14 protein-coding genes and 2 pseudogenes are annotated in these 20,193 nt (G+C 41.3%); all 16 read right to left on the bottom strand.

Features of this window, described 5'->3' with window-relative positions; translation table 11 throughout:
* Position 1: 1 nt before the first annotated feature.
* Positions 2–1,060, bottom strand: coding sequence for an aldose epimerase family protein (locus tag QNN06_RS02120; RefSeq protein WP_284036858.1), 1,059 nt, complete (start codon positions 1,058–1,060; stop codon positions 2–4).
* A gap of 24 nt (positions 1,061–1,084) precedes the next feature.
* Positions 1,085–2,566 carry a UDP-glucose--hexose-1-phosphate uridylyltransferase gene (gene galT, locus QNN06_RS02115; RefSeq protein ID WP_284036857.1) on the bottom strand — a complete coding sequence of 494 codons (1,482 nt, stop codon included), beginning with the start codon at positions 2,564–2,566 and terminating at the stop codon, positions 1,085–1,087.
* Positions 2,559–3,560 carry a UDP-glucose 4-epimerase GalE gene (gene galE, locus QNN06_RS02110; protein WP_284036856.1) on the bottom strand — a complete coding sequence of 334 codons (1,002 nt, stop codon included), beginning with the start codon at positions 3,558–3,560 and terminating at the stop codon, positions 2,559–2,561. The genes galT and galE overlap by 8 nt, the downstream gene beginning before the upstream one ends.
* Complete coding sequence (locus QNN06_RS02105; RefSeq protein WP_284036855.1) at positions 3,557–4,741, bottom strand: galactokinase; 1,185 nt, start codon at positions 4,739–4,741, stop codon at positions 3,557–3,559. Before QNN06_RS02105 ends, galE begins: the two co-directional genes overlap by 4 nt.
* Before the next feature lie 165 nt (positions 4,742–4,906).
* A complete protein-coding gene (gene ebgA, locus QNN06_RS02100) occupies positions 4,907–8,059 on the bottom strand; it encodes a beta-galactosidase subunit alpha (RefSeq protein ID WP_284036854.1) in 3,153 nt (1,050 codons plus the stop codon).
* Between the two features lie 35 nt (positions 8,060–8,094).
* Complete coding sequence (locus QNN06_RS02095; protein WP_284036853.1) at positions 8,095–8,928, bottom strand: carbohydrate ABC transporter permease; 834 nt, start codon at positions 8,926–8,928, stop codon at positions 8,095–8,097.
* Positions 8,928–9,794, bottom strand: a complete 867-nt coding sequence (locus tag QNN06_RS02090) for a carbohydrate ABC transporter permease (protein WP_284036852.1) — start codon at positions 9,792–9,794, stop codon at positions 8,928–8,930. The genes QNN06_RS02095 and QNN06_RS02090 overlap by 1 nt, the downstream gene beginning before the upstream one ends.
* Positions 9,795–9,917: 123 nt before the next feature.
* A complete protein-coding gene (locus tag QNN06_RS02085) occupies positions 9,918–11,195 on the bottom strand; it encodes an ABC transporter substrate-binding protein (protein ID WP_284036851.1) in 1,278 nt (425 codons plus the stop codon).
* 208 nt (positions 11,196–11,403) lie between these two features.
* Positions 11,404–12,402, bottom strand: a complete 999-nt coding sequence (locus tag QNN06_RS02080) for a LacI family DNA-binding transcriptional regulator (RefSeq protein ID WP_284036850.1) — start codon at positions 12,400–12,402, stop codon at positions 11,404–11,406.
* Positions 12,403–13,042: 640 nt separating this feature from the next.
* Positions 13,043–14,227: an amidohydrolase gene (locus QNN06_RS02075; protein ID WP_284036849.1), complete on the bottom strand. Its 1,185-nt coding sequence runs from the start codon at positions 14,225–14,227 to the stop codon at positions 13,043–13,045.
* Between the two features lie 2 nt (positions 14,228–14,229).
* Positions 14,230–15,459: pseudogene (locus tag QNN06_RS02070) on the bottom strand (allantoate amidohydrolase).
* A 14-nt stretch (positions 15,460–15,473) separates the two neighbouring features.
* Positions 15,474–16,685 (bottom strand): hypothetical protein, encoded by a 1,212-nt coding sequence (locus QNN06_RS02065; RefSeq protein ID WP_284036848.1) that lies wholly within the window; start codon positions 16,683–16,685, stop codon positions 15,474–15,476.
* Positions 16,686–16,928: 243 nt separating this feature from the next.
* The gene (locus tag QNN06_RS02060) at positions 16,929–17,684 is read right to left on the bottom strand and encodes an NRDE family protein (protein ID WP_213120817.1); all 756 of its coding nucleotides are present in this window, start codon (positions 17,682–17,684) and stop codon (positions 16,929–16,931) included.
* A gap of 349 nt (positions 17,685–18,033) precedes the next feature.
* On the bottom strand, positions 18,034–19,659 hold the full coding sequence (locus QNN06_RS02055; protein ID WP_213120818.1) for an ATP-binding protein: 1,626 nt from the start codon (positions 19,657–19,659) through the stop codon (positions 18,034–18,036).
* A 112-nt stretch (positions 19,660–19,771) separates the two neighbouring features.
* Positions 19,772–19,978: pseudogene (locus QNN06_RS02050) on the bottom strand (ATP-binding protein); the annotation flags it as partial.
* Positions 19,959–20,114 (bottom strand): hypothetical protein, encoded by a 156-nt coding sequence (locus QNN06_RS02045; RefSeq protein ID WP_284036847.1) that lies wholly within the window; start codon positions 20,112–20,114, stop codon positions 19,959–19,961. The gene QNN06_RS02045 and the pseudogene QNN06_RS02050, both read right to left, overlap by 20 nt.
* Positions 20,115–20,193: the final 79 nt, after the last annotated feature.

The raw sequence follows: 20,193 nt of genomic DNA, 5'->3' as shown, positions 1-20,193 counted from the left end.
GTCAAACTCCTATTGTATTTGAAAAAAACCGATACTTCGTTTTTGAATAGTATACTTCCTCAGGATGTAAAATCACAGTAGGAAACCCCGGATGGTGAATGGCATCTGGAAGACCTTGCGTTTCAAGACTCACACCCAAATAATTCCTTGCGCGGACACCTGATATCGAAAACGGACCTTCTAGTTGATTACTGGTATAAAGGACCACACATGGCTGGTCTGTTGTCACCCACAGAGATCTGCCGCTTTCTTTATCACTTAACATGATTGTATTTTCTCCACTTTTTTTAAAAAGAAGCGGATGATCATAGCCGTTTCCAGCAAGCACGATTTGCGGATGGGAGGACTTCATTCCTGACAACAAGAAACGCCCCTGATTAAAATCAAATGGCGTATTCTTTGATTCCAGCATTTTCCCTGTAGGAATCAAATCTAGTCCAAGTTCTAAAAAGCGGTCACTTTCCAATTGAAGGATGTGCTCAGAACAATCCCTTTTCAGATTGCCGCATAAATTAAAATACGAATGGTTCGTTAAATTGATTAACGTCTTGTGATCCGTTCGTGCTTCATAGCTGATGCTCAGCTCATTCGTATTGGATAAAAGATAGGTAACAGCAGTATCCAAATTACCTGGGTATCCCTCTTCTCCGTCCAAACTTCGATAGAAACACTTCAACCCGACCACATTTTCCTGTTCGATTTTTTCTGTTTTCCAAATTACTGAACTAAACCCCTTCTGCCCGCCATGCAGGTGGTTGGGATAATCATTCGCTGCTAGCAGGTACTCTTTTCCATCCAATTGAAACTGGGCATCCTTTATTCTTCCGGCCACTCTCCCAATTACTGCCCCAAAATAAGGCGACCATTCCAGGTAGTCCTCAAACCGATCAAAACCAAGGACAACATTTTCAAAATGGCCATTCCTGTCAGGAACAATAATTTTTGTAATAACGCAACCGTAGTTCAAACAAGAAACAGACATCCCGAAATCATTCGTCAATGTATACTCTATCACCAGCTCACCATCATAATTACCAAATTCCCGTTCAACTATTTTCATTGATTTACCACTCCATTTTCAAACTCAAGATATTGTTTGGATAAATCGATGAAACCCGGTTTTCCCCGCTTCATCCCGTTTAAAGACACCAGCGTCCTCTAATACTTTCAAAAACTTCTTGCCGACCTCTTCCCTAACCAAAGATTCTATGTTTGATTCGTTCGCAATTGGGGTTAATCGGTGTTTTAACTGCTCCGCCCATTCCAAATGGTAATCAGCCACTGCATTTGGCTTTCCGAGGATGTACTTTTCAACTTCGGACAGCTCATCCTTTAAACGGGCAGGCAATACAGCGAGCCCCATGACCTCAATTAACCCAATGTTTTCCTTTTTAATATGATGAACATCGGCATGGGGGTGGAATATTCCGAGCGGATGCTCTACACTCGTCCGATTGTTGCGAAGGACCAAGTCCAGTTCAAACAAGTTCCCTTTTTTACGGGCTATCGGTGTGATTGTATTATGAGGAGTCTCACTGGTCCAGGCGATGATACCAAGCGATTCGTCACTATAATTTTTCCACTTTGTTAAAATATGGACAGCAGCATCCGTCAGAGTACTTATTTGCTCCGAACGGAGACGGATAACAGACATCGGCCATTTGACAACAGAGCCTTGAACATCCGGAAACCCAGCCATTTCAAAGCTCCAATCATCAGTTGCTTTCGCCATCGCAAATTCATAATTGCCGCCTTGATAATGGTCATGAGAGAGAATGGAACCGCCCACTATCGGCAAATCGGCATTAGACCCTAAGAAATAATGCGGAAACTGCTCGACAAAGGTTAACAATCTTAAAAACGTCTCTTGATTAATTTTCATATCTGAATGGGTTTCAGATATGACGATGCAATGCTCGTTATAATACACATACGGTGAATATTGCAAGTACCATATTCTGTCCAACAGATTCACGCGGACCATGCGATGATTGGAACGGGCCGGATGACCAATCCTCCCGGCATAGCCTTCATTTTCTATACAAAGTAGACATTTTGGATAGGCTGTTTGTTGTATCTCGCGCTCGCGGGCAATGCTATTCGGGTCTTTTTCTGGCTTCGAAAGGTTGATCGTAATATCCAACCTTCCGTATTCCGTCTCCGCCTTATATTCGATATTTTTCCGAATCTGCTTCATCTGGATATAGTTACTGTTTTTGCTTAGATCATAAAAATACTGAGTCGCCGCTTCCGGACTCTGTCTATAATTTTCATAAAATTTCTGATTGACCGTCGATGGCCGGGCGATGAAACAGTTCATAATTTTACTAGTAAAAATCTCTTTTTCATCAAAAATATCTTCAATGATTCCTTTCTCGCAGGCGTAATCTACGATCTCCTCTAACACATCGGGAATCTCAAGATTTGTTTCTCCTTCACATTCCGTAAACTCATTTAATTGTAATAGCGACAGGATTTGGTTACGAGCATAGATTTCGTCATCCCTCTCGATTAAACGAACAGCCAGGGCTTTACCAATTAGTTGTTGAACAAGTTGATTAATCATATTGTTCACCTTCATAACCATTTGGGTGATGCTGATGCCAATTCCAAGCATCGCTGATGATTTGCTTGATTGATGTTCTTGCCGGGTTCCAGCCGAGTACTTGCCGCGCTTTTTCGGATGAGGCGATTAAGGTGCTTGGGTCACCTGATCGGCGTGCACCAAATTGAACCGGAATATCAATACCCGTAGCCTCTTTGGCCGTTTCAATAATTTCATTTACGGAAAACCCTTGGCTGGAGCCGAGGTTAAAGATATTGCTTTGTCCGTAATTTTGTAAATACTTGAGGGCTAAAATATGGGCAGCAATCAAGTCCTCGACATGGATATAATCTCGGATACAGGTTCCGTCCGATGTATCATAATCATCCCCAAAAACGGTAATCGCCGGCCGCTTTCCTAACGCCGCTTCCAATACAACCGGAATCAGGTGGGTTTCTGGATTATGGTCTTCTCCAATTTGTCCGTCACTTCTTGCTCCTGCCACATTGAAATACCTTAAGGATACATACTTCAGGTCGAATGCCTTCTCACACCATGCCATCATTTTTTCCACAGCCAGTTTGGTTTCTCCATACGTGTTAGTTGGCAGCTCCGCCGCTTCTTCTGCAATCGGCATTATTTCTTGTTCTCCATAAACGGCAGCTGTCGAAGAAAATACGATATGTTTCACGCCATATTCCTTCATCATTTCAAGAACAATTTGTGTCCCATGCACATTGTTGTCAAAGTACTTCAGCGGTTCCAACATCGATTCTCCAACAAGGGAGTTGGCAGCAAAATGCATAATAGCCTCTACATTTTCCTTTTCAAAAACCGTCTTCATAAACTCCCGGCTTCGGATATCACCTTTATAAAAATGGGCTTTTGGGTGAATGGCACCCTGGTGGCCGGTTTGCAGGTTATCAATCACTGCCACTTCATAACCTTGGTCAATCAATTGGTACACAGCGTGCGAGCCAATATAGCCCGCCCCGCCTAAAACAAGAATACTCACTCCGCAACAGCCTCCATTTCGATTTCCTTTGCCCCCCCGCCAATGCCGGCAACATAGAAATCAGCCTTATAGCCAATCTTTTCAAAATACACCTCACCGACATTAGCGATAAAATTTCCAACCTCTTCATTAGCAACTATTGCAATCGCACATCCGCCAAACCCAGCACCTGTCATCCGAGCACCAAAGACCCCCGGCTGCTTCCATGCCGCTTCTACTAAACTATCAAGTTCAATTCCTGTCACCTCATAGTCCTCACGTAACGAGGCATGGGATTGGTTCATCAGCTGGCCAAACACCTCCAAGTTGCCGGCTTTTAATTCTTCAAGTGCCTTTAACGTTCTTATATTTTCATAGATTGCATGCTTTGCACGCTTTCGAACCACTTCATCGGTAATAAGATGTTTGTTATCTTCAAATTCTCGTATAGACAGCTGCCCCAACGCATCAATTGGGAGTTTTTGCTGAATCTGGCTCAGTGCCACTTCGCACTCGCCCCGGCGCTCATTGTATTTTGAGTCTGCCAACTCCCGGCGCTTGTTTGTATTCATTATGATAATTTTGTGATTTTCCAGCTTAATCGGCGCGTACTCATATTTTAAAGTCTGGCAATCTAACAGAATTCCCGTATTTTCTTTGCCCATGCCGACAGCGAATTGGTCCATAATTCCGCTGTTAACACCAATAAATTCATTTTCCACTCGCTTGCCAATCTTAATTAACTCAAGGCGGGGAATGTCTAATTCGTACAGGCCGTTTACTAATACTCCTGTTAGGAGCTCTATGGATGCAGATGAGGAAAGACCTGCACCATTAGGAATATTTCCTTTAATTACACATTCAAACCCGGTCGGAATCATATAGCCAGCTTCCATAATAAAGCGGATTATTCCCTTTGGGTAGTTGGCCCAATGATGATCCTTTTCGTAATCCAGTTTGTTTAAGTTAAATTCAATCATCCCTTTATCCGGAAAATTTTCCGAGTATAAACGGACGAGCTGATCTTCCCGTTTCCGAGCAGCCGCATAGGTTCCATACGTAATGGCACACGGAAATACATGACCGCCGTTATAGTCGGTATGTTCCCCGATTAAATTAATCCTTCCGGGAGCGAAGAATGCCCTTTCGGGTAACGAATGAAATAATTCTTGAAATTTATTAGATAGTAATGTGATGGTCATTTCCTTTTCCTCCAGAAGCTAAGGTTTGGTTCGTAACTTCATTTTATCCCCCATAGTAAAAACAATCAATATTTTAGTAAAAATTTAACTAAAAAATAAAAAACCCTTCCTGGAGGGAAGGGTCACTTTAATTAATATTCAATATGGCAGATTACTAGCCATTCGTCACACCAATTTACTTAATTCAACCGGCGATATTTCATTTTTCGAAAATGCTTTGAAACTTACCGCAAAGTGGAAATCTGTGTTCAACAGGCGATATTGTTCAAGCACTCCAGGTCCACAACTTGCTGATCCAAGTCCCTGCTGTTTATAATCTACATTAAATGTAATAAAATCTTCATTCACCAATTCATAGGTATGCTTTGCCCATTCTAAATCTTCTGTAGTATAAAAATATGCGCTAAAGTCAAAGGCTGGCTTCCCTGCCGCTAATAAACCGGCCCCTGAAAGATTTGTCAAGGACACCCATCTTACCTCATGGCGGTTTCCATTTTCCTGTGGGACCACATAAGGAGTAAATAAACCATCGACCGTAGAAGACCAGATACCAAACCGTGCCGCTTGTTTACTATCTGCATACGATTCACCTGGCCCCCGTCCATACCAATCCACCTGGTCAAATGAACGTTTTAACTTCATTTGTAAGCCTATTTTCGGTAATGTGGCTGATGATACACCAAGTTTTTTACCGCTCACATCGACAGACACCACACCATTATTCTTGATTTCATAGGTAATAACCGTACTAAATCCCCAAGCATGAACAGGCGGCGCAAGTCTTGATTTTACAGTAATGGTGACAACATCCTTAGCCTGAGACAATTTATAGTCAAACGATTCAATGCGGTTTTTCATTTGGTGCAGTCCATACCCTCGCCATTCTGACTCTTCTTTTTTAACGCTAAATTCTTCTAATCCCAGTCTGTCATTATCAGTCGGCGCCCGCCAAATGTTCACAGTTGGACCACTTTCTAATAGTTCCATCCCATAAACCTTCCAAGAATGAAGGACACCATATACACGGTCAAATGTGAGTGAGAAGGATTCACCAGTTACGATTAACTGATGCCCAGTTTCTTCTATTAAAAGGGGACAGAAGCATCTTGGAAAAGCAACACCTTCATTACTCTTAACCGCTGAAGGCAGTTTAAATTGTACCCAAGCAACTTCATGACCCGCCTTTGCCCATTTAAGATCTTCCGTTTGAATAAAAGAAATATTTAACCAATAATCTGTATTTTTACGTTTCACACTTGGCAGTACAAAAGGAATGGATACTTCACGTGATTCACGTGGTAAAATTTCAGGCATTTTCATTGTTCCATTATCAAGAATCTTACCGTCAGACTCTACCGCCCATGATAAACTAAGATGATTTAAATGAATAAAGTCATACAGATTATGAATACGAACTACACCGTTCTCCAGGTCAACTGCCTCCACGCGAACCGGCTCGATAACCTTTTTATATTCAAGCAGGGCTGGAGAAGGGGTTCTATCAGGCATAACAAGTCCATCAATAACAAAATTGGAATCATGAGGGGTCTCACCGAAATCGCCGCCATAAGCAAAATACTCTTCACCACTTTTGGTAAATTGACGGATGCCATGATCCAGCCATTCCCATACAAATCCACCTTGTAATCTATCATATTGATAGAAGAGATCAAAATATTCTTTTATCCCCCCGGGTCCATTCCCCATTGCGTGAGCATATTCACATAGAATATGCGGCTGTTTTAAATCTGTACGTCCACCCAGTCGTTTCATTATTTCATGAGGAGTGTACATGGTTGAAAACATATCAGCAGCTTCGTGCAGTCGTGTTGGATTATGATTTGATTCCGTCATGATAAAACGCGTTTCGCCTTCGTAATGTATGAGTCTGGTAGGATCCTTTAGTTTTGTCCACTTCGCCATTTGTATATGGTTTTCCCCAAATCCAGATTCATTCCCTAAGGACCAGATAATAATCGATGGATGGTTTTTATCGCGCTCCACCATCCTCTTCATCCGATCAACATAGGCTTCCTTCCACTCCTGATCCTGGCTTAACTGATGAATATTGCCAATTCTATCAAATCCATGAGTTTCCAAATCTGTCTCATCTATGACATAAAGCCCATATTCGTCACATAAATCGTAAAAACGCGGATCATTTGGATAATGGGCTGTCCGAACGGCATTAATATTATGCTGCTTCATCAACTTAATATCTTTTTCAATCCAATCTATTGGAACGGCTCGGCCTAAGTCTGGATGATGATCATGACGGTTCACACCTTTAAAAAGAATTGGCACACCATTCACTTGAATCAAGCCATCCCTCAGCTCCACCTGCCTAAAACCGATTTTTGCCGGAATAACTTCGATGACCTCACCATTTTCATCCTTTAAGGTTATGAGCAAATGGTATAAATACGGTGTTTCGGCCGTCCATTTGTTAGGTGAAGAAATCGGAATGGTCATATTTAAGCTTGATTCACCTATCCCATTCAGTACAACCTCCTGCGTTTTCTCAGTTACTTTTCGATATTCACTGTCAAGAAGTTGTACCATAAACTCATGATGATTTATCCCGTCTCTAAAAGAATGAATCCATGACTCAATCCGTAATTCAGCATCTGTATAGTCTTCATCAAGAATTGTCTTTACAAAGAAATCATGCGTATACACTTTGGGCTTTGCTAACATATAGACATCGCGGAAAATTCCGCTTAGCCACCACATATCTTGGTCCTCAAGGTAGCTTCCATCCGACCATTGGTAGACCTGTACCGCAATCGTATTTTTTCCTTCTTTAACAAACTGTGTCACATCAAATTCTGAAGGAAGGCGGCTCCCCTTGCTGTAACCAACCTCTTCGCCATTGATCCAAAGATGGAATGCACTATCCACTCCCTCGAAACGCAAGAATAGACGCCCCTCCAGCATTTCTTTTGATAAATAGAAATCTCTTCGATAGGAGCCTGTTGGATTTTCTGTTGGAACATATGGCGGGTCTACAGGAAATGGATACTGAACATTGGTATAATGCGGTCTTCCGTACCCCTGCATCTGCCAGTTAGAAGGCACCTGCAAATCTGCCCAAGCACTTACATCATATTCATTTTTATAAAATTGACTCGGGGCTAATTCAGGTGTTTCAGCATAATGAAATTTCCACATTCCATTCAGCAATAAAAATCCGTAAGCACGGCCGCGCTCATAGCTGATTGCATCCTCCATATTTTTATAGGACATAAAATAAGAGCGATCTTTTATTCGATTTCTATGAAGTACAGAAAGTAATTCATAATCTTTTGTTTGTTTCATTTTGAACCTCCTGCATCTTCTTATTTAAGTGCTGCTTATTTCACCGCACTTCCTAACATACCTTGGATAAAGTGCTTTTGAAGGACTAAGAAGAAAATAATAATTGGAATAGTCGCAATCATGATTCCGACATTAATTTGCCCATAGTCAATAATCGAACTTCCTCTAAGACTTGATAAAGCGACTGGGAACGTATACATCTCCTTGGATGTTGTTACAACTAACGGCCATAAGAAGTTATTCCATTGCTGGAGGAATAAAAAAATGGACGTCGCCGCAAGCGCTGGTTTCATAGAAGGTAATACAATTCGGAAAAAGATTCTCAACTCACCAGCGCCATCCATTCTAGCTGCCTCCATTAATTCGGTTGGAAACGCCATAAAGTTTTGCCTCATTAAAAAGATTGCAAACGGCGTACAAACAGACGGCAGGATAAGCGCCAAATACGTATTCAGCATATTAAAATCCGACATCATCCGAAATTGCGGTATCAACAGTGCCTGATGGGGAATCATCATCGATAACAAAAACGCCATAAAGATAAATTTATTTCCTTTAAAGTGAAACTTTGATAATGCATATGCCGCCATGGTCGAAACAATCAGCGCCAAAATCACATAGGAAATGGACACAAAAAGGGAGTTAAAAAGCACCCGCCAAATCCCGATCGATGCATTTAGATTATTTAAATTCGTTAAAAATTGATCTCCCACTACCATCGTCGGTGGATTGGAAAACATTTTACTTGTGTGATTGGAGGATCCAACAAGCATCCAATAAAAGGGGAAGATTGACATCACAATACCAATGAGCAATAGGAGAGGAAGAATCACTTTTTTAATCCGAGTGGAAGCTGTCTTTTCCTGCATTATTTTCCATCCCCTGTCGTTTTCATTTGAATGATTGAAAGAATAGCTACTAAAATCACCACTACATAGGCTATCGCAGATGCATAGCTAAAGTCATAGTACTTAAATCCATTAGAATAAATCATTAACCCAAGCGTCATCGTAGCATCCCCAGGACCACCTTTTGTCAGGTTAAACGGTTCATCGAATAACTGTAAGGTGGAAATAGTTGATATCACAGACGTAAACACAATAATCGGTTTTAATTGTGGAATGGTAATCGAAAAGAACTGTCTGATTTTCCCAGCCCCATCAATAGATGCCGCCTCATAGGTTTCTTCCGGGATGTTTTGCATTGCCGCAAGATAAATGACCATATTATAGCCTGTCCATCTCCATGTCATTGCAAGAATAATTGAAACCCTCGCCCAAAAAGAATCTTTTAACCACGGAATGGGGTCAATCCCTATCAATGTAAAAAATTGATTGACAATTCCTTTATCCATCAAAATGATAGAGAACAAGATTGAATAGGCCACTAACGATGTAACCGCCGGCATAAAGAATGCTGTACGATAAAGTCCTTTAAACTTTAACAGTTTACTATTTAAAAATGCTGCCAATATGAGAGCTAGTATTAGCATAACTGGTACTTGGACTATGAAAATAATAAAGGTGTTAAATAACGCCCGATAAAATGTCGAATCGTGTAATAATCGGATATAGTTATCTAATCCTGCAAAAACATAGGAGCCGCCTTCTAATTTTTGAAAACTTAAAATGAAAGAGGAAATAATCGGATATATCGTAAAAAGAATGAAAAATATGACAGCTGGGGCTAAAAATAGATACGGCGTTATTTTTGCTTTATTTATTCGATTAATCATGCTGTTCAACCCCTTAAATGGTAATAAACGCTTCCGCACATTACCTCGCTAAAGTTTATAATTGGAACTTTGGTTAATGAATAGCTTCAGCACCCGCCTGAAAAAACGGGCGCATCTGCACTTTTACTTCAATCTGTTTTCAATATTCTTCTTGGTATTTTTAATTATATCTTCTGGATTAGCCCCATTTATAACTTCCCCTAAAGCTTTGACAATTTCATCTCGAACAATCGGGTCATTTTTTGTATACGTAATGCTAGGGATTTTATCCATTTCATCAGCAAAGAAACGCCATATTTTTTGATTTCCAAAGAACTCTACTTCTTCATCAAATAGCTTTGATTCAAACACTGGGTTATACGAAGGGAAAAGTCCGCCTTTCATGGCAATTTCCTGAGCTTCGAAGCTAGTTGTAAACCATTTTAAGAATTCATACGTTTCTTTTACATTTTTACCTGTAGACGGGATGACAAATGAACTTCCTCCCTGAAGTGATGAACGTGAGCCTCCTTCTTCGAATGCAGGCAACGGCATTACTCCCCATTTACCTTTTGTATCTGGTGCTTGCTGTTCAATGGTTCCTGTTAACCATCCGCCGGCAACTACGGATGCAGTATCAGAATTGGCAATACTTGTAACCCATGAATCCCATCCTGTTACACCTAACAATAACCCTTTGTCGTTTAACGCCTTCATCACTTTCATGGCTTTAATGGATGCATCACTGCCAACCGTTAATTTATTGTCTTTATCAAAATATCCTTCGGCTTGTTGATTTAACAAAATCGTATAAACATTTGAATCTGCTTGGTCAAAGGCTAACATTGCTTTACCAGTTGCTTTCTTAACTTTTTCACCTGCTGTGATGAAATCATCCCATGTTTTAATTTCTTCCGGATTTACCCCCGCTTTTTTGTATAAATCTGTTCGGTAAAAGACACCTGCCGGACCAGCATCAAATGGCATCCCATATATTTTTCCATCTTTTGATACTGCGTTAATTTTAAACTCTGGGAAATCCTTTTTATACTTGTCATATCCTAATTTACTTAAGTCTTCAAATGCGTTCGGAAAAGCTTCTAATTTCCCATTAAGGTCATCATCTGATTGTAGTAAGCCATCTGGCAGGCCTTTGCCCCCAGCTTGCAAACCAGTTGTGGTTTTTTGAATAATGTCTTTTCCGCCAGTTTCAATCACATTTACTTTAAAATCAGGATGATCTTTCTGATAGTTTTCTGCCGCCTTTTCAAGGACTGGCACATTAATATTGTTTGCCCAAATCGTGATGGCTCCGTCTTTCGAAGCTCCATTCTCCCCGCTGGAACCGGAGCCGGAACCGCATGCTGCGAGGAGCAGAGATAATGCTGCAACTGATGAAAATAATTTTAGCTTTATTTTCATAAAATAATCACCCCTGTTTTAGTGTTTTGTTTACTAAAAAATAGTAACATGTTTTAGTTAAAATGTAAACGCTATTTTTATCAATATTTTAGTAAATTGGTATATTTCAATTTATTTCCTAGGTTTAGTTTTTTTACCTTCCAGTTTGGCTATTGTTAATCTCTTAAAACACACAAAAAAAACGAGCTGGTTTGCTCGTTTTTTTGGTTTATTTAGCTGGAGTACTTTTGCGGAAAATCGGTGTACCTTGTATATATACCGTTTTTGCTGTGGTTCGATTCTTAAATAGTCTCTCGGTTATAAGATCTAATCCGGTTTCACACATCGTAGGTATATCAATATGGAATGTCGTTAACGGAGGCGACACATATTTGGTGACACTGATATTATTTATACTGAAAAAGGCGACCCTTTGGGGAATCGGAATCTGCTTTTCATTAAACGCCTGCAAGGCTCCGATTGCAAGTGGATCTGTCGCAACTACAAATGCCTCTGGCAGGTCATCCCCCATCTTCTCAATTGCTTGCAATGCAATCTGATAGCCATTTTTTACTGTACTAGAAGGAACAATTAATATATCTTCTTCTCTTAATTTATTTCTTTCCCTTTGATAGTTACGAAAGGTGATTTCCCTTAATTGTGGAATTGGTTCTTTCGTTTCAACGTCATAGTCCATTGCGCCAATAAAACCAATCCTTTCATAGCCGCATTCTTCAAAAAATTGAATCATATATTCTGTCATCAGTTTTAAATCCGGGAGCACCGAATCCAAATTCTGCGGATCCCTGCTTGTATTTAAAAACACACCATGGGGTGTAATTTCTTCCAAATACTTTATTTCTCGATCCGTTAATTTTCCGATCGCGATAAAAGCCGATGAATTTTTATCAATTTTCTCAATACCATCTTTTTGATGGTATCGTATTAATTCTATTTTCCTTTGTTCTGCCTGCTTTTCTAACTCTGTACGAATTCCCTTAAAATAAACATCCTCAAGCTCTTCCTCATTAGATATCCAATATAAAAAAGCAACATTATTCAATTGAGTTATCCCTTGTTTTTTCTTATAGCCCATCTCTTCTGCAATCGCTTTTATTTTCTCTCGTGTATCATCACTTACTGATAAATTGGTATCATTATTAAGAACTCTTGAAACGGTTGTGACTGAATATCCTGATTTTTTGGCAATATCCCTAATGGTTGCCATTCTCTTCCACCCCCTCTTCTTCGCTCCATTTTTATTTTATCCAAATGAGCTAGCAAAGTAAACAAGTTTACTAAACGTTTTATTCGCGACTCAGAAGGATTCGCGGGATTTTTTTGAAAAAAGGAGCCTCTTTTAATGCACTTAATAAGAAAAAGAATAAAACACCTGTAATGTCACAGCCTTTTTGAAAAATTTCCATTCTCCTATTTTTATCACCTTATCCGCAATCTTTCTAATAAAATTCAATCAAACGTTTGATTAGTTTTTTAAATAAAGGCTCTGTTATTAGCGAACGTTGATTTCACTGTGTTTGAATAATAAACGATAAAATTCCTTTTAAATTGGGAAATACCCATATTCCCTTTAAAATAAAGGAAGTTTTTTCGCTTATATTATCCAAATCTTTGGATTTTGTCTTATTTAGAGCAGTTAATCGGAATATCTTCGCTTATATCTGCTTCTTAAGCTTCTTCTTTATACATTAGTGGGAAATTCTCCGCCTATGAATTACATAACTAAAACGGAAATCAACAATGAATAATAACAGAGCCTAAATAAAAAAGGTGTCCACCCTCCGTGGACAAAATCCCATTTTGTCCATGAAGGGTGCCTGACACCTTTCCTCATTTTATTCCATTTCCTATGCTTTCTTTTCATTCAAGTATGCCCATGCATATTGGGCGTAGAGTTCGGCGCCGGTTGCGAGGGCGTCCTCGTCGATGTTGAATTTGCCATGGTGGTGGGCCCATTGTGTGTCTTTTTCAGGGTTGCCGCAGCCTACAAGAGCAAAGCTGCCAGGGGCCTCCATCATGTATTCGCTGAAATCTTCGCCGCCCATGGTTGGCTTTTCGAAGTAGACGACTTCCTCGCCAAATGCTTCAGAAGCGGTTTTTTGAACAAGCTTCGCACTGTACTCGTCGTTGTTGACCGCCTGGGTGCCGTGAACATAGTCAACCTGTGCCGTCGCACCGTAAATAGCAGCGACCTGCTTGGCATACTGCTTCAGCTGGGTTTCAATATGATCTCTTACTGCCGGGTCAAAACAGCGGACCGTTCCTTCAATGTACGCATTTTCAGCAATCACGTTAAACCGCGTCCCGACAACCATTTTCCCAACCGTTAGAACTGCCGGCTGCTGCGGATCGACGGTGCGTGAGACTACTGATTGGACATTCATCACAAATGAGGAAGCCACAACCGCTGCATCAATACAAGCTTGTGGAATCGCCCCATGACCGCCTCTGCCTTTGAACGTGACGGTAAATAGGTCTGCGGACGCAAAGGATGGACCAGGATTGCAGGAAACCTTTCCTGTTGGCATCTGTGACCAGATATGGATGCCGAAAACATTATCGACCCCTTCCATCGCTCCTTGTTTCACCATTGCTTTCGCACCTGTCGCCACTTCCTCGGCCGGCTGATAAATCAATCGGACATTACCAGGCAGTTCTTCTTTAATCTCATTCAGAGCCTTAGCGGCAATCAACAGCATCGCTGTATGGGCATCATGGCCGCAAGCATGCATTTTGCCATCTTCTAGGGACGCATACGGAAGTTCCTTATTTAATTCCTCCACCGTCAAGGCATCCATATCCCCCCGCAGCCCCACGGTTTTTCCAGGCTTCCCGCCTTCAATCGTGGCAATGACTCCCGTTGGTTCTGTCTTCCGGTACGGGATCCCAAGGTTCTCAAGGTACTCGCAAATAAAGGCGGTTGTCTTAAATTCCTCCCAGGACAATTCCGGTTCACGGTGAAACTTTCTGCGCAACTCTACTAATTCTTCGTTATATTTTTGAATCGCTTCTTTAATTTTTGCATGAATCATAGCTATTCTGCCTCCGTTAACGTTTTTGCTGCTTCGTATAGAATCTCAACTGCATTGGCGATATCTTTACTGCTGGACCACTCTTCCGGACAATGGCTGAGCCCGTCCTTACTAGGAATAAATAACATAGCCACGTCGGTCACATCCGAAAGGACCATCGCATCATGGCCCGCACCGCTGTTGATGGAGCAATAGGAAAGATTCAGTTCGCTGCATTTCTGTTTTAAAAGTGAAACAATCTGTTGATTCATCACTTTTGGCGGCATGTACAATTGCTGCTGGACTGTGGTCTTGATCCCATGGCCATTATAGGATTTTACCCATTCCATTACCTTCTCGACCGCTTCAAGGACGCGTTCTTCTTTTCCGGAGCGGATATCGACGGTAAAAACTACTTTATCAGGAATCACATTTGCACCATTCGGCCAAACATTGAGCCGGCCGGTGGTGATGACTGTTCCATCCCCTTCCTTGCAAGCGAATTCCGGGAATTTAGCAATCATTTGTGCAGCCGCTACTAAAGCATCCGCCCTGCGGTCCATTGGAGTAGTGCCCGCATGCCCTGCCCGTCCTTCAACGGTTACTTCCAATTGGGTTAGACCGACAATGGCTTCCACCATGCCAATCGGAATGCCCTTTTCTTCCAGGATTGGTCCCTGTTCAATATGCAATTCCAAAAAGGCCTTCAGCGTTATTGGGTCCCTTTTTTTCTGCAAAGACGGGTCGAGGCCAATTTCCGTCATTGCCTCGACAGTCGTCTTCCCATCTTTATCGGTAATGTTAAAAAACTCTTCCTCTGTCAATAAGCCGACAATCCCCCTAGAACCCATCAGACCGCCGCCAAATCTTGCTCCCTCTTCTTCTATCAAGGCGATCACTTCCAATGGGTATTTAGGTTTTAGGTTATTTTTCGAAAAAAGACCCGCTACCTCAAGCCCTGCCACCACACCGGCAGGACCATCGTAGGACCCGCCGTTCGGCACGGAATCAAAGTGGGAACCGACTAGGACACTAGGTGCATCCTTTTACGTGCCTTCGAGTTTACCAAAAATATTGCCTAAACCATCTTCACGAACCGAGAGTCCGTATTCCTTCATAATTTCTTTGATATAATTACGAGCCTGCAAGTCCTCTTCACTATATGCCAACCGGGTCGTCCCTTTTCCCGGTGTGGCAGTAAATTGACTCAAGATCTCAATATGTTTTTCGATTCTTTGCTGTAAATCGCTCAATGTTTTCCCTCCAATTATTTCAAGAATCCAACAAAGATGCCGGCTAGAATGACCGATACGATGGTCACTGTGATGAAACCACCCACCAGCATTGGCGGCAGCATATGGCTTGTCAGCATTTCTCTTTCTTCCTCGTCATCTGTTAACGACTTGATTACCTCATTGGTAATGATATAGTCAGCCGGAAATCCGTATAAGGCAGTCAGGGAAACGGCAAACGCCATATCTTTGCTCACCTTCAAAATCTTGCCGGCGATAAATGAGAAGATATACATACCGATGACTGCTAAAATGATGGTGCCCACCAGTGGGAATAGAATTTCCATCATCATGCCTGGTGTCGCTTGCTTTAGGCCGTCAAATATAAACAGCATCAGCGCCATAATGGCTAAACCAAAACCGTTGGCTTTTTGCAGGACCTGTTTTTCCAAAAAGCCAGCACTTGAGGCGATGACCCCAAACAACAAACATAGAACAAACGGGCTGATCGAAACAACTGGCGCGGCCAACGCCGAAACTTGGTAGGCAAGGTAAGCAACTAATGCAAGTCTAAAAAACTTAAAGAAATCGGTGTTGTATTTATCGGGTAAATTTTTAAACAGCTTTAGCTCTGGCTTGGCAACGGCGGAAGCGGCCGCTACCTCTGCTGCAGCGGTTTCCTGTACATTAACTGCTCCAATTTCCCCGCTGCGGTACTGCTTCAAAAGCCTTTTTCCTTCTTTTTTCAAAACGATTGAAGTAATCGGGTAACCTGCAAACCCCTGAACAACATAGATAACGATAGCAAAAACTGATAGAGTTGCAAGGCCTGCCTCCTTTGCTCCCTCAGACATGATTAACGCAGAAACCACCCCGCCAACTAATGGCGGAATCGCCACAACGACTGTCTGAAAGCCAAAAATTAGGCTGCCCACGGTCATCAACATGGCAATAATCCCAAGGATTCCAGAAAGGGCAATGACAATCGTTTTCCATTGCTTTTTCAATTCATGAAGAGATAGCAATGTGCCCATATTGGTGATAAGTAAATACATCATCATCGTAGCAACAACGGGCGGAACACCAGAAATCGCTACGATATCTTTTGGAAAAAAGGTCCAATAACCAATAAGGAATAACACAGCACTGACAAATATCGATGGAATCCATGCTTTTGTCCGTACGGCAACAAGGTCTCCTACTAATAAAATAAATACTACTATGACTAATGCTAGCATTTGTGACATAAAATCACTTCACTTTCTCTAAGATGGAATATTAATATTTCGTGTTACTAAATTATTGTTATTATATGAATAATAATATAATTCTACTTTTCAGTCAATTTATAATTTTCCATTTTACGAGTAACCGTTTTCAAAGCTTTTATCCAATAAACTGCAAATTAATTGTTATTTTAGTAGTTTTATAAAATTATTCTAAAACATCTAAAACCAATAAAAAATACAGCAGATGCATGATCCACTGTATTAATAGGAGATGATATATTTTTGATCATTGGTACCTTCGGTTGAAAAAACTCGTTCTATATATTTTATTTCATTATTAGACAAAAGCATAACCGTCGAACTTCTTGTCCCGTAATTCCCACTTTTAATAAACATTGGTGAAAGCATTCTTTCCATCTCTAATGACACGCCCGTATTCGGCAGTCGTTCATCCGGTGCAGGATCAGCATTATTGAGAAGAGTCATAAGCTGCTCCTCGAGATCCTTCGGGTCTTCAGTTACGATGTTTGCCAGGCCTGCCCTCCCCATTATCACCTTTGGCCACTCGGTATTAAGAAGATGGTTACTGACCCCATAAATGCCCGGCTCAAGCTTTTGAAGCTCTTGTCCAATGTTAGAATAATAATAAAGCCCCTCGGCATCTCCAGCCAGCAGGTTGTAGCCGGGGTATTGCTCCTTTGTTTCTGACAGGTTTTGCATATAGCTTTCAATGGTCCCATTGTAATTCAAGGCATCCGCCACCAGTTCCCCCCTTGACCGTTTTCCCTCGGCAACCTCTTTTGGATTGCGATAGTTGGTCAATGCGGCAAACCGCCCTCCCCGGGTGATGCCCATCCAGGTTCCCATTTTCTCCAGGTCCCTGCCGGCAAGGATATCAGGCTCATCTTTCCAAAAATGGGCAGGGGCAGTCGATCTTTTATAAAACTCATCTCGATTGGCAGCCACAATCAGCTGATGCTTAGGGTGCACTTTATACGCAAAAAGAATTAAACACACGAATCATCACAGCCTTTTTGAAGAATTTCCCTTCTCCTATTTTAACGGTTTATCACCTTATCCACCATACTCTTGATAAAACTCAATCAAACGTTTGTTTAGTTTCGCAAAACCTTATGTATCAAGTATTCCAGCGTTTCAATCAAACGTTTGGTTAGTTTTTTCCTCTCATTTCTTAAATCTATACAAACGTTTGATTAATTTTTCCGTTCGACCAAAAAAATCCAATCAAACATTTAATTAGTTCCCCCAGCCCTTATGTGCCAAGAATTCCAGCGTTTCAATCAAACGTTTAATTAGTTTTCCCAACAAAAAAGAGACTGTCTGAATAGACAGTCCCTTATAACAATCATTCTGCCAGCGACAGTTTAATTTCTACTAATGTTCCTTCGTTTTGTTTGCTTGAGTACGAAATACTTCCTTTATGCTGCTTGATGATCTTGTGGCAAATCATGACACCCAGTCCGGTTCCTTTTTCTTTTAAACTATAAAACGGTTCACCTAACCGCGGCAAAAGCTCTTCCGGGATCCCGAAGCCATGGTCCCTGATTTGGACAATACATTCGTCATCATCCCCTTTACGGAGATAAATCTCGATATTGCCGCCCTGGGGCATCGCCTCCATGGCGTTTTTTAAAATGTTCAGGAATACCTGCTTCAATTGATTTTTCTCACAAATAATCGGGAATGGTGATTCCTCGAACAAAGTGTTCATTTGAATACCGTTCATAAGAGCCTGAGGAGATAGAAATTCAATCGTATTTTCAATTAATTCCCGTAAATCCGCCTGGGTGAGTTTAACCGCCTGTGGTTTACCTAACGAAAGCATCTCACTTGTAATCGTTTCAATTCGTTCAAGTTCCCCCAGCAGCAAATCACTATATTCAAGGTTATTGTTACCAGCCTTATAAAGCTGAACAAAGCCCTTAATGGTCGTAAGGGGATTCCGTATTTCGTGGGCTACCCCTGCAGCCAGCTCTCCAACAATAGAAAGCTTCTCGGATTGCAAGAGAATCTCTTCGGCCTTTTTCCGTTCTGAAATATCCCTGCTGACAATGACAAGGTGCTCAATTATATTATATTTTCCTCTAACAGGCATACAGCGGGATTCAAACTCAATCCAGCGGCCGTCCTTGTGAAGGAATCGGACCTCCATTGACTGTGCTTCTTCTTTTTCAAACAGCCTTTGGACGGTTTTTCTAAAAAATCCAACATCATCAGGATGAATGAATTGGCATAGTTCTTTCCCTTCCAATTCTGAAAGCTGATATCCCAGGACCAGCTCATGTGACGGGGAAAAATAAGTAATCGAGTGATCCTTCCACATTACTTTGATTAGGTCCGATGTATTTTCGGCAATCAGCCGATACTTTGCTTCGCTTTCTTCAATCATCTTATACGTTTCTGCCAATCTTTTATTTAATCGATAAAGCTTCAGATAGGATTCAATCAGGATCACGCCCGAAATGACCCCGAGCATCACGAACAGAACATATTGAAGATGAAACAAGGGCTTATCTCGAAAAATATTAAATAGGATTGGTACATCTATGAAATAAACAACAGCATAAATGACAAATAATATAGCGCTTTTTTTCACTGCAGAAAAGCGGGCTATAAACAAATGGCTGATGCAAAAACCTGCCATAATGATAAGCCAGCCAATGACAGGTGTAACCCACTGCCCTCCAGCCATCAGTCTTGCAGTTAATGAAAAAACGGCCGTAACCAATCCGCCGACCGGCCCCAGATAAGCAAAACTGATAATTACAGCAGCATAGCGGATATCGTAAACGTAGCCATGCTGATGGATTGAAATTGCAACAAGAATGGCCGCTACAATTCCCGCATAAAGACCATATAGTATAGTTGTATGCTTCATCTGTTTCATGATATTAAAAGATCGAAGCACCAAAGGGATACATATAAGGACAGAAAACAGTGACAGATTAACAATGTAATCTAATAGAATCAACGGACTCCCACCTAAAAACTAGTATATTCATATCATAAACCAGACTGTCTTTCATTGGAATAGTTACCTTTAGGTGGAATTTTCCAAAAAAAATGAAGAATCTCCACATCCATTATTCTTCCAAATTAATACTTGAGGAATCTTGAGGAATCTGAATGATAAAGCGGCTGCCTTTTCCCAGTTCGCTGTCGACTTTTATGCTCCCGCTGTGTGTTTCCACAATCCATTTGGCTATCGAAAGTCCCAAGCCATGCCCTCCTATTTGCCGAGTTCTTGATTTATCAGCCCGGTAAAAGCGCTCAAAAATATGGGGGATATCTGAAACCGCCTTGCGGGTTCATTCCGGCCATGGCGCTGGCTCCTCCAAACAGATAATGGTGGACATTTACCACAAACACCATTGCAGCAATGATCACACCCCATAAAACTCCTTTTTTCACTTTCGTATTCATCAAACTCTTGCCTCCTTTCGTTCTTGATGATTGAAGTGTATAAGAGTTTGGTGAAAACTTGGTGAAAGAATGGACATACTAT

This window comes from Neobacillus sp. 114, assembly GCF_030127045.1.
Taxonomy (GTDB): Bacteria; Bacillota; Bacilli; order Bacillales; family Cytobacillaceae; genus Neobacillus; species Neobacillus rhizophilus.
Note: the sequence above shows the minus strand (reverse complement) of the source record. Positions and strands in the feature narration are given on the sequence as shown.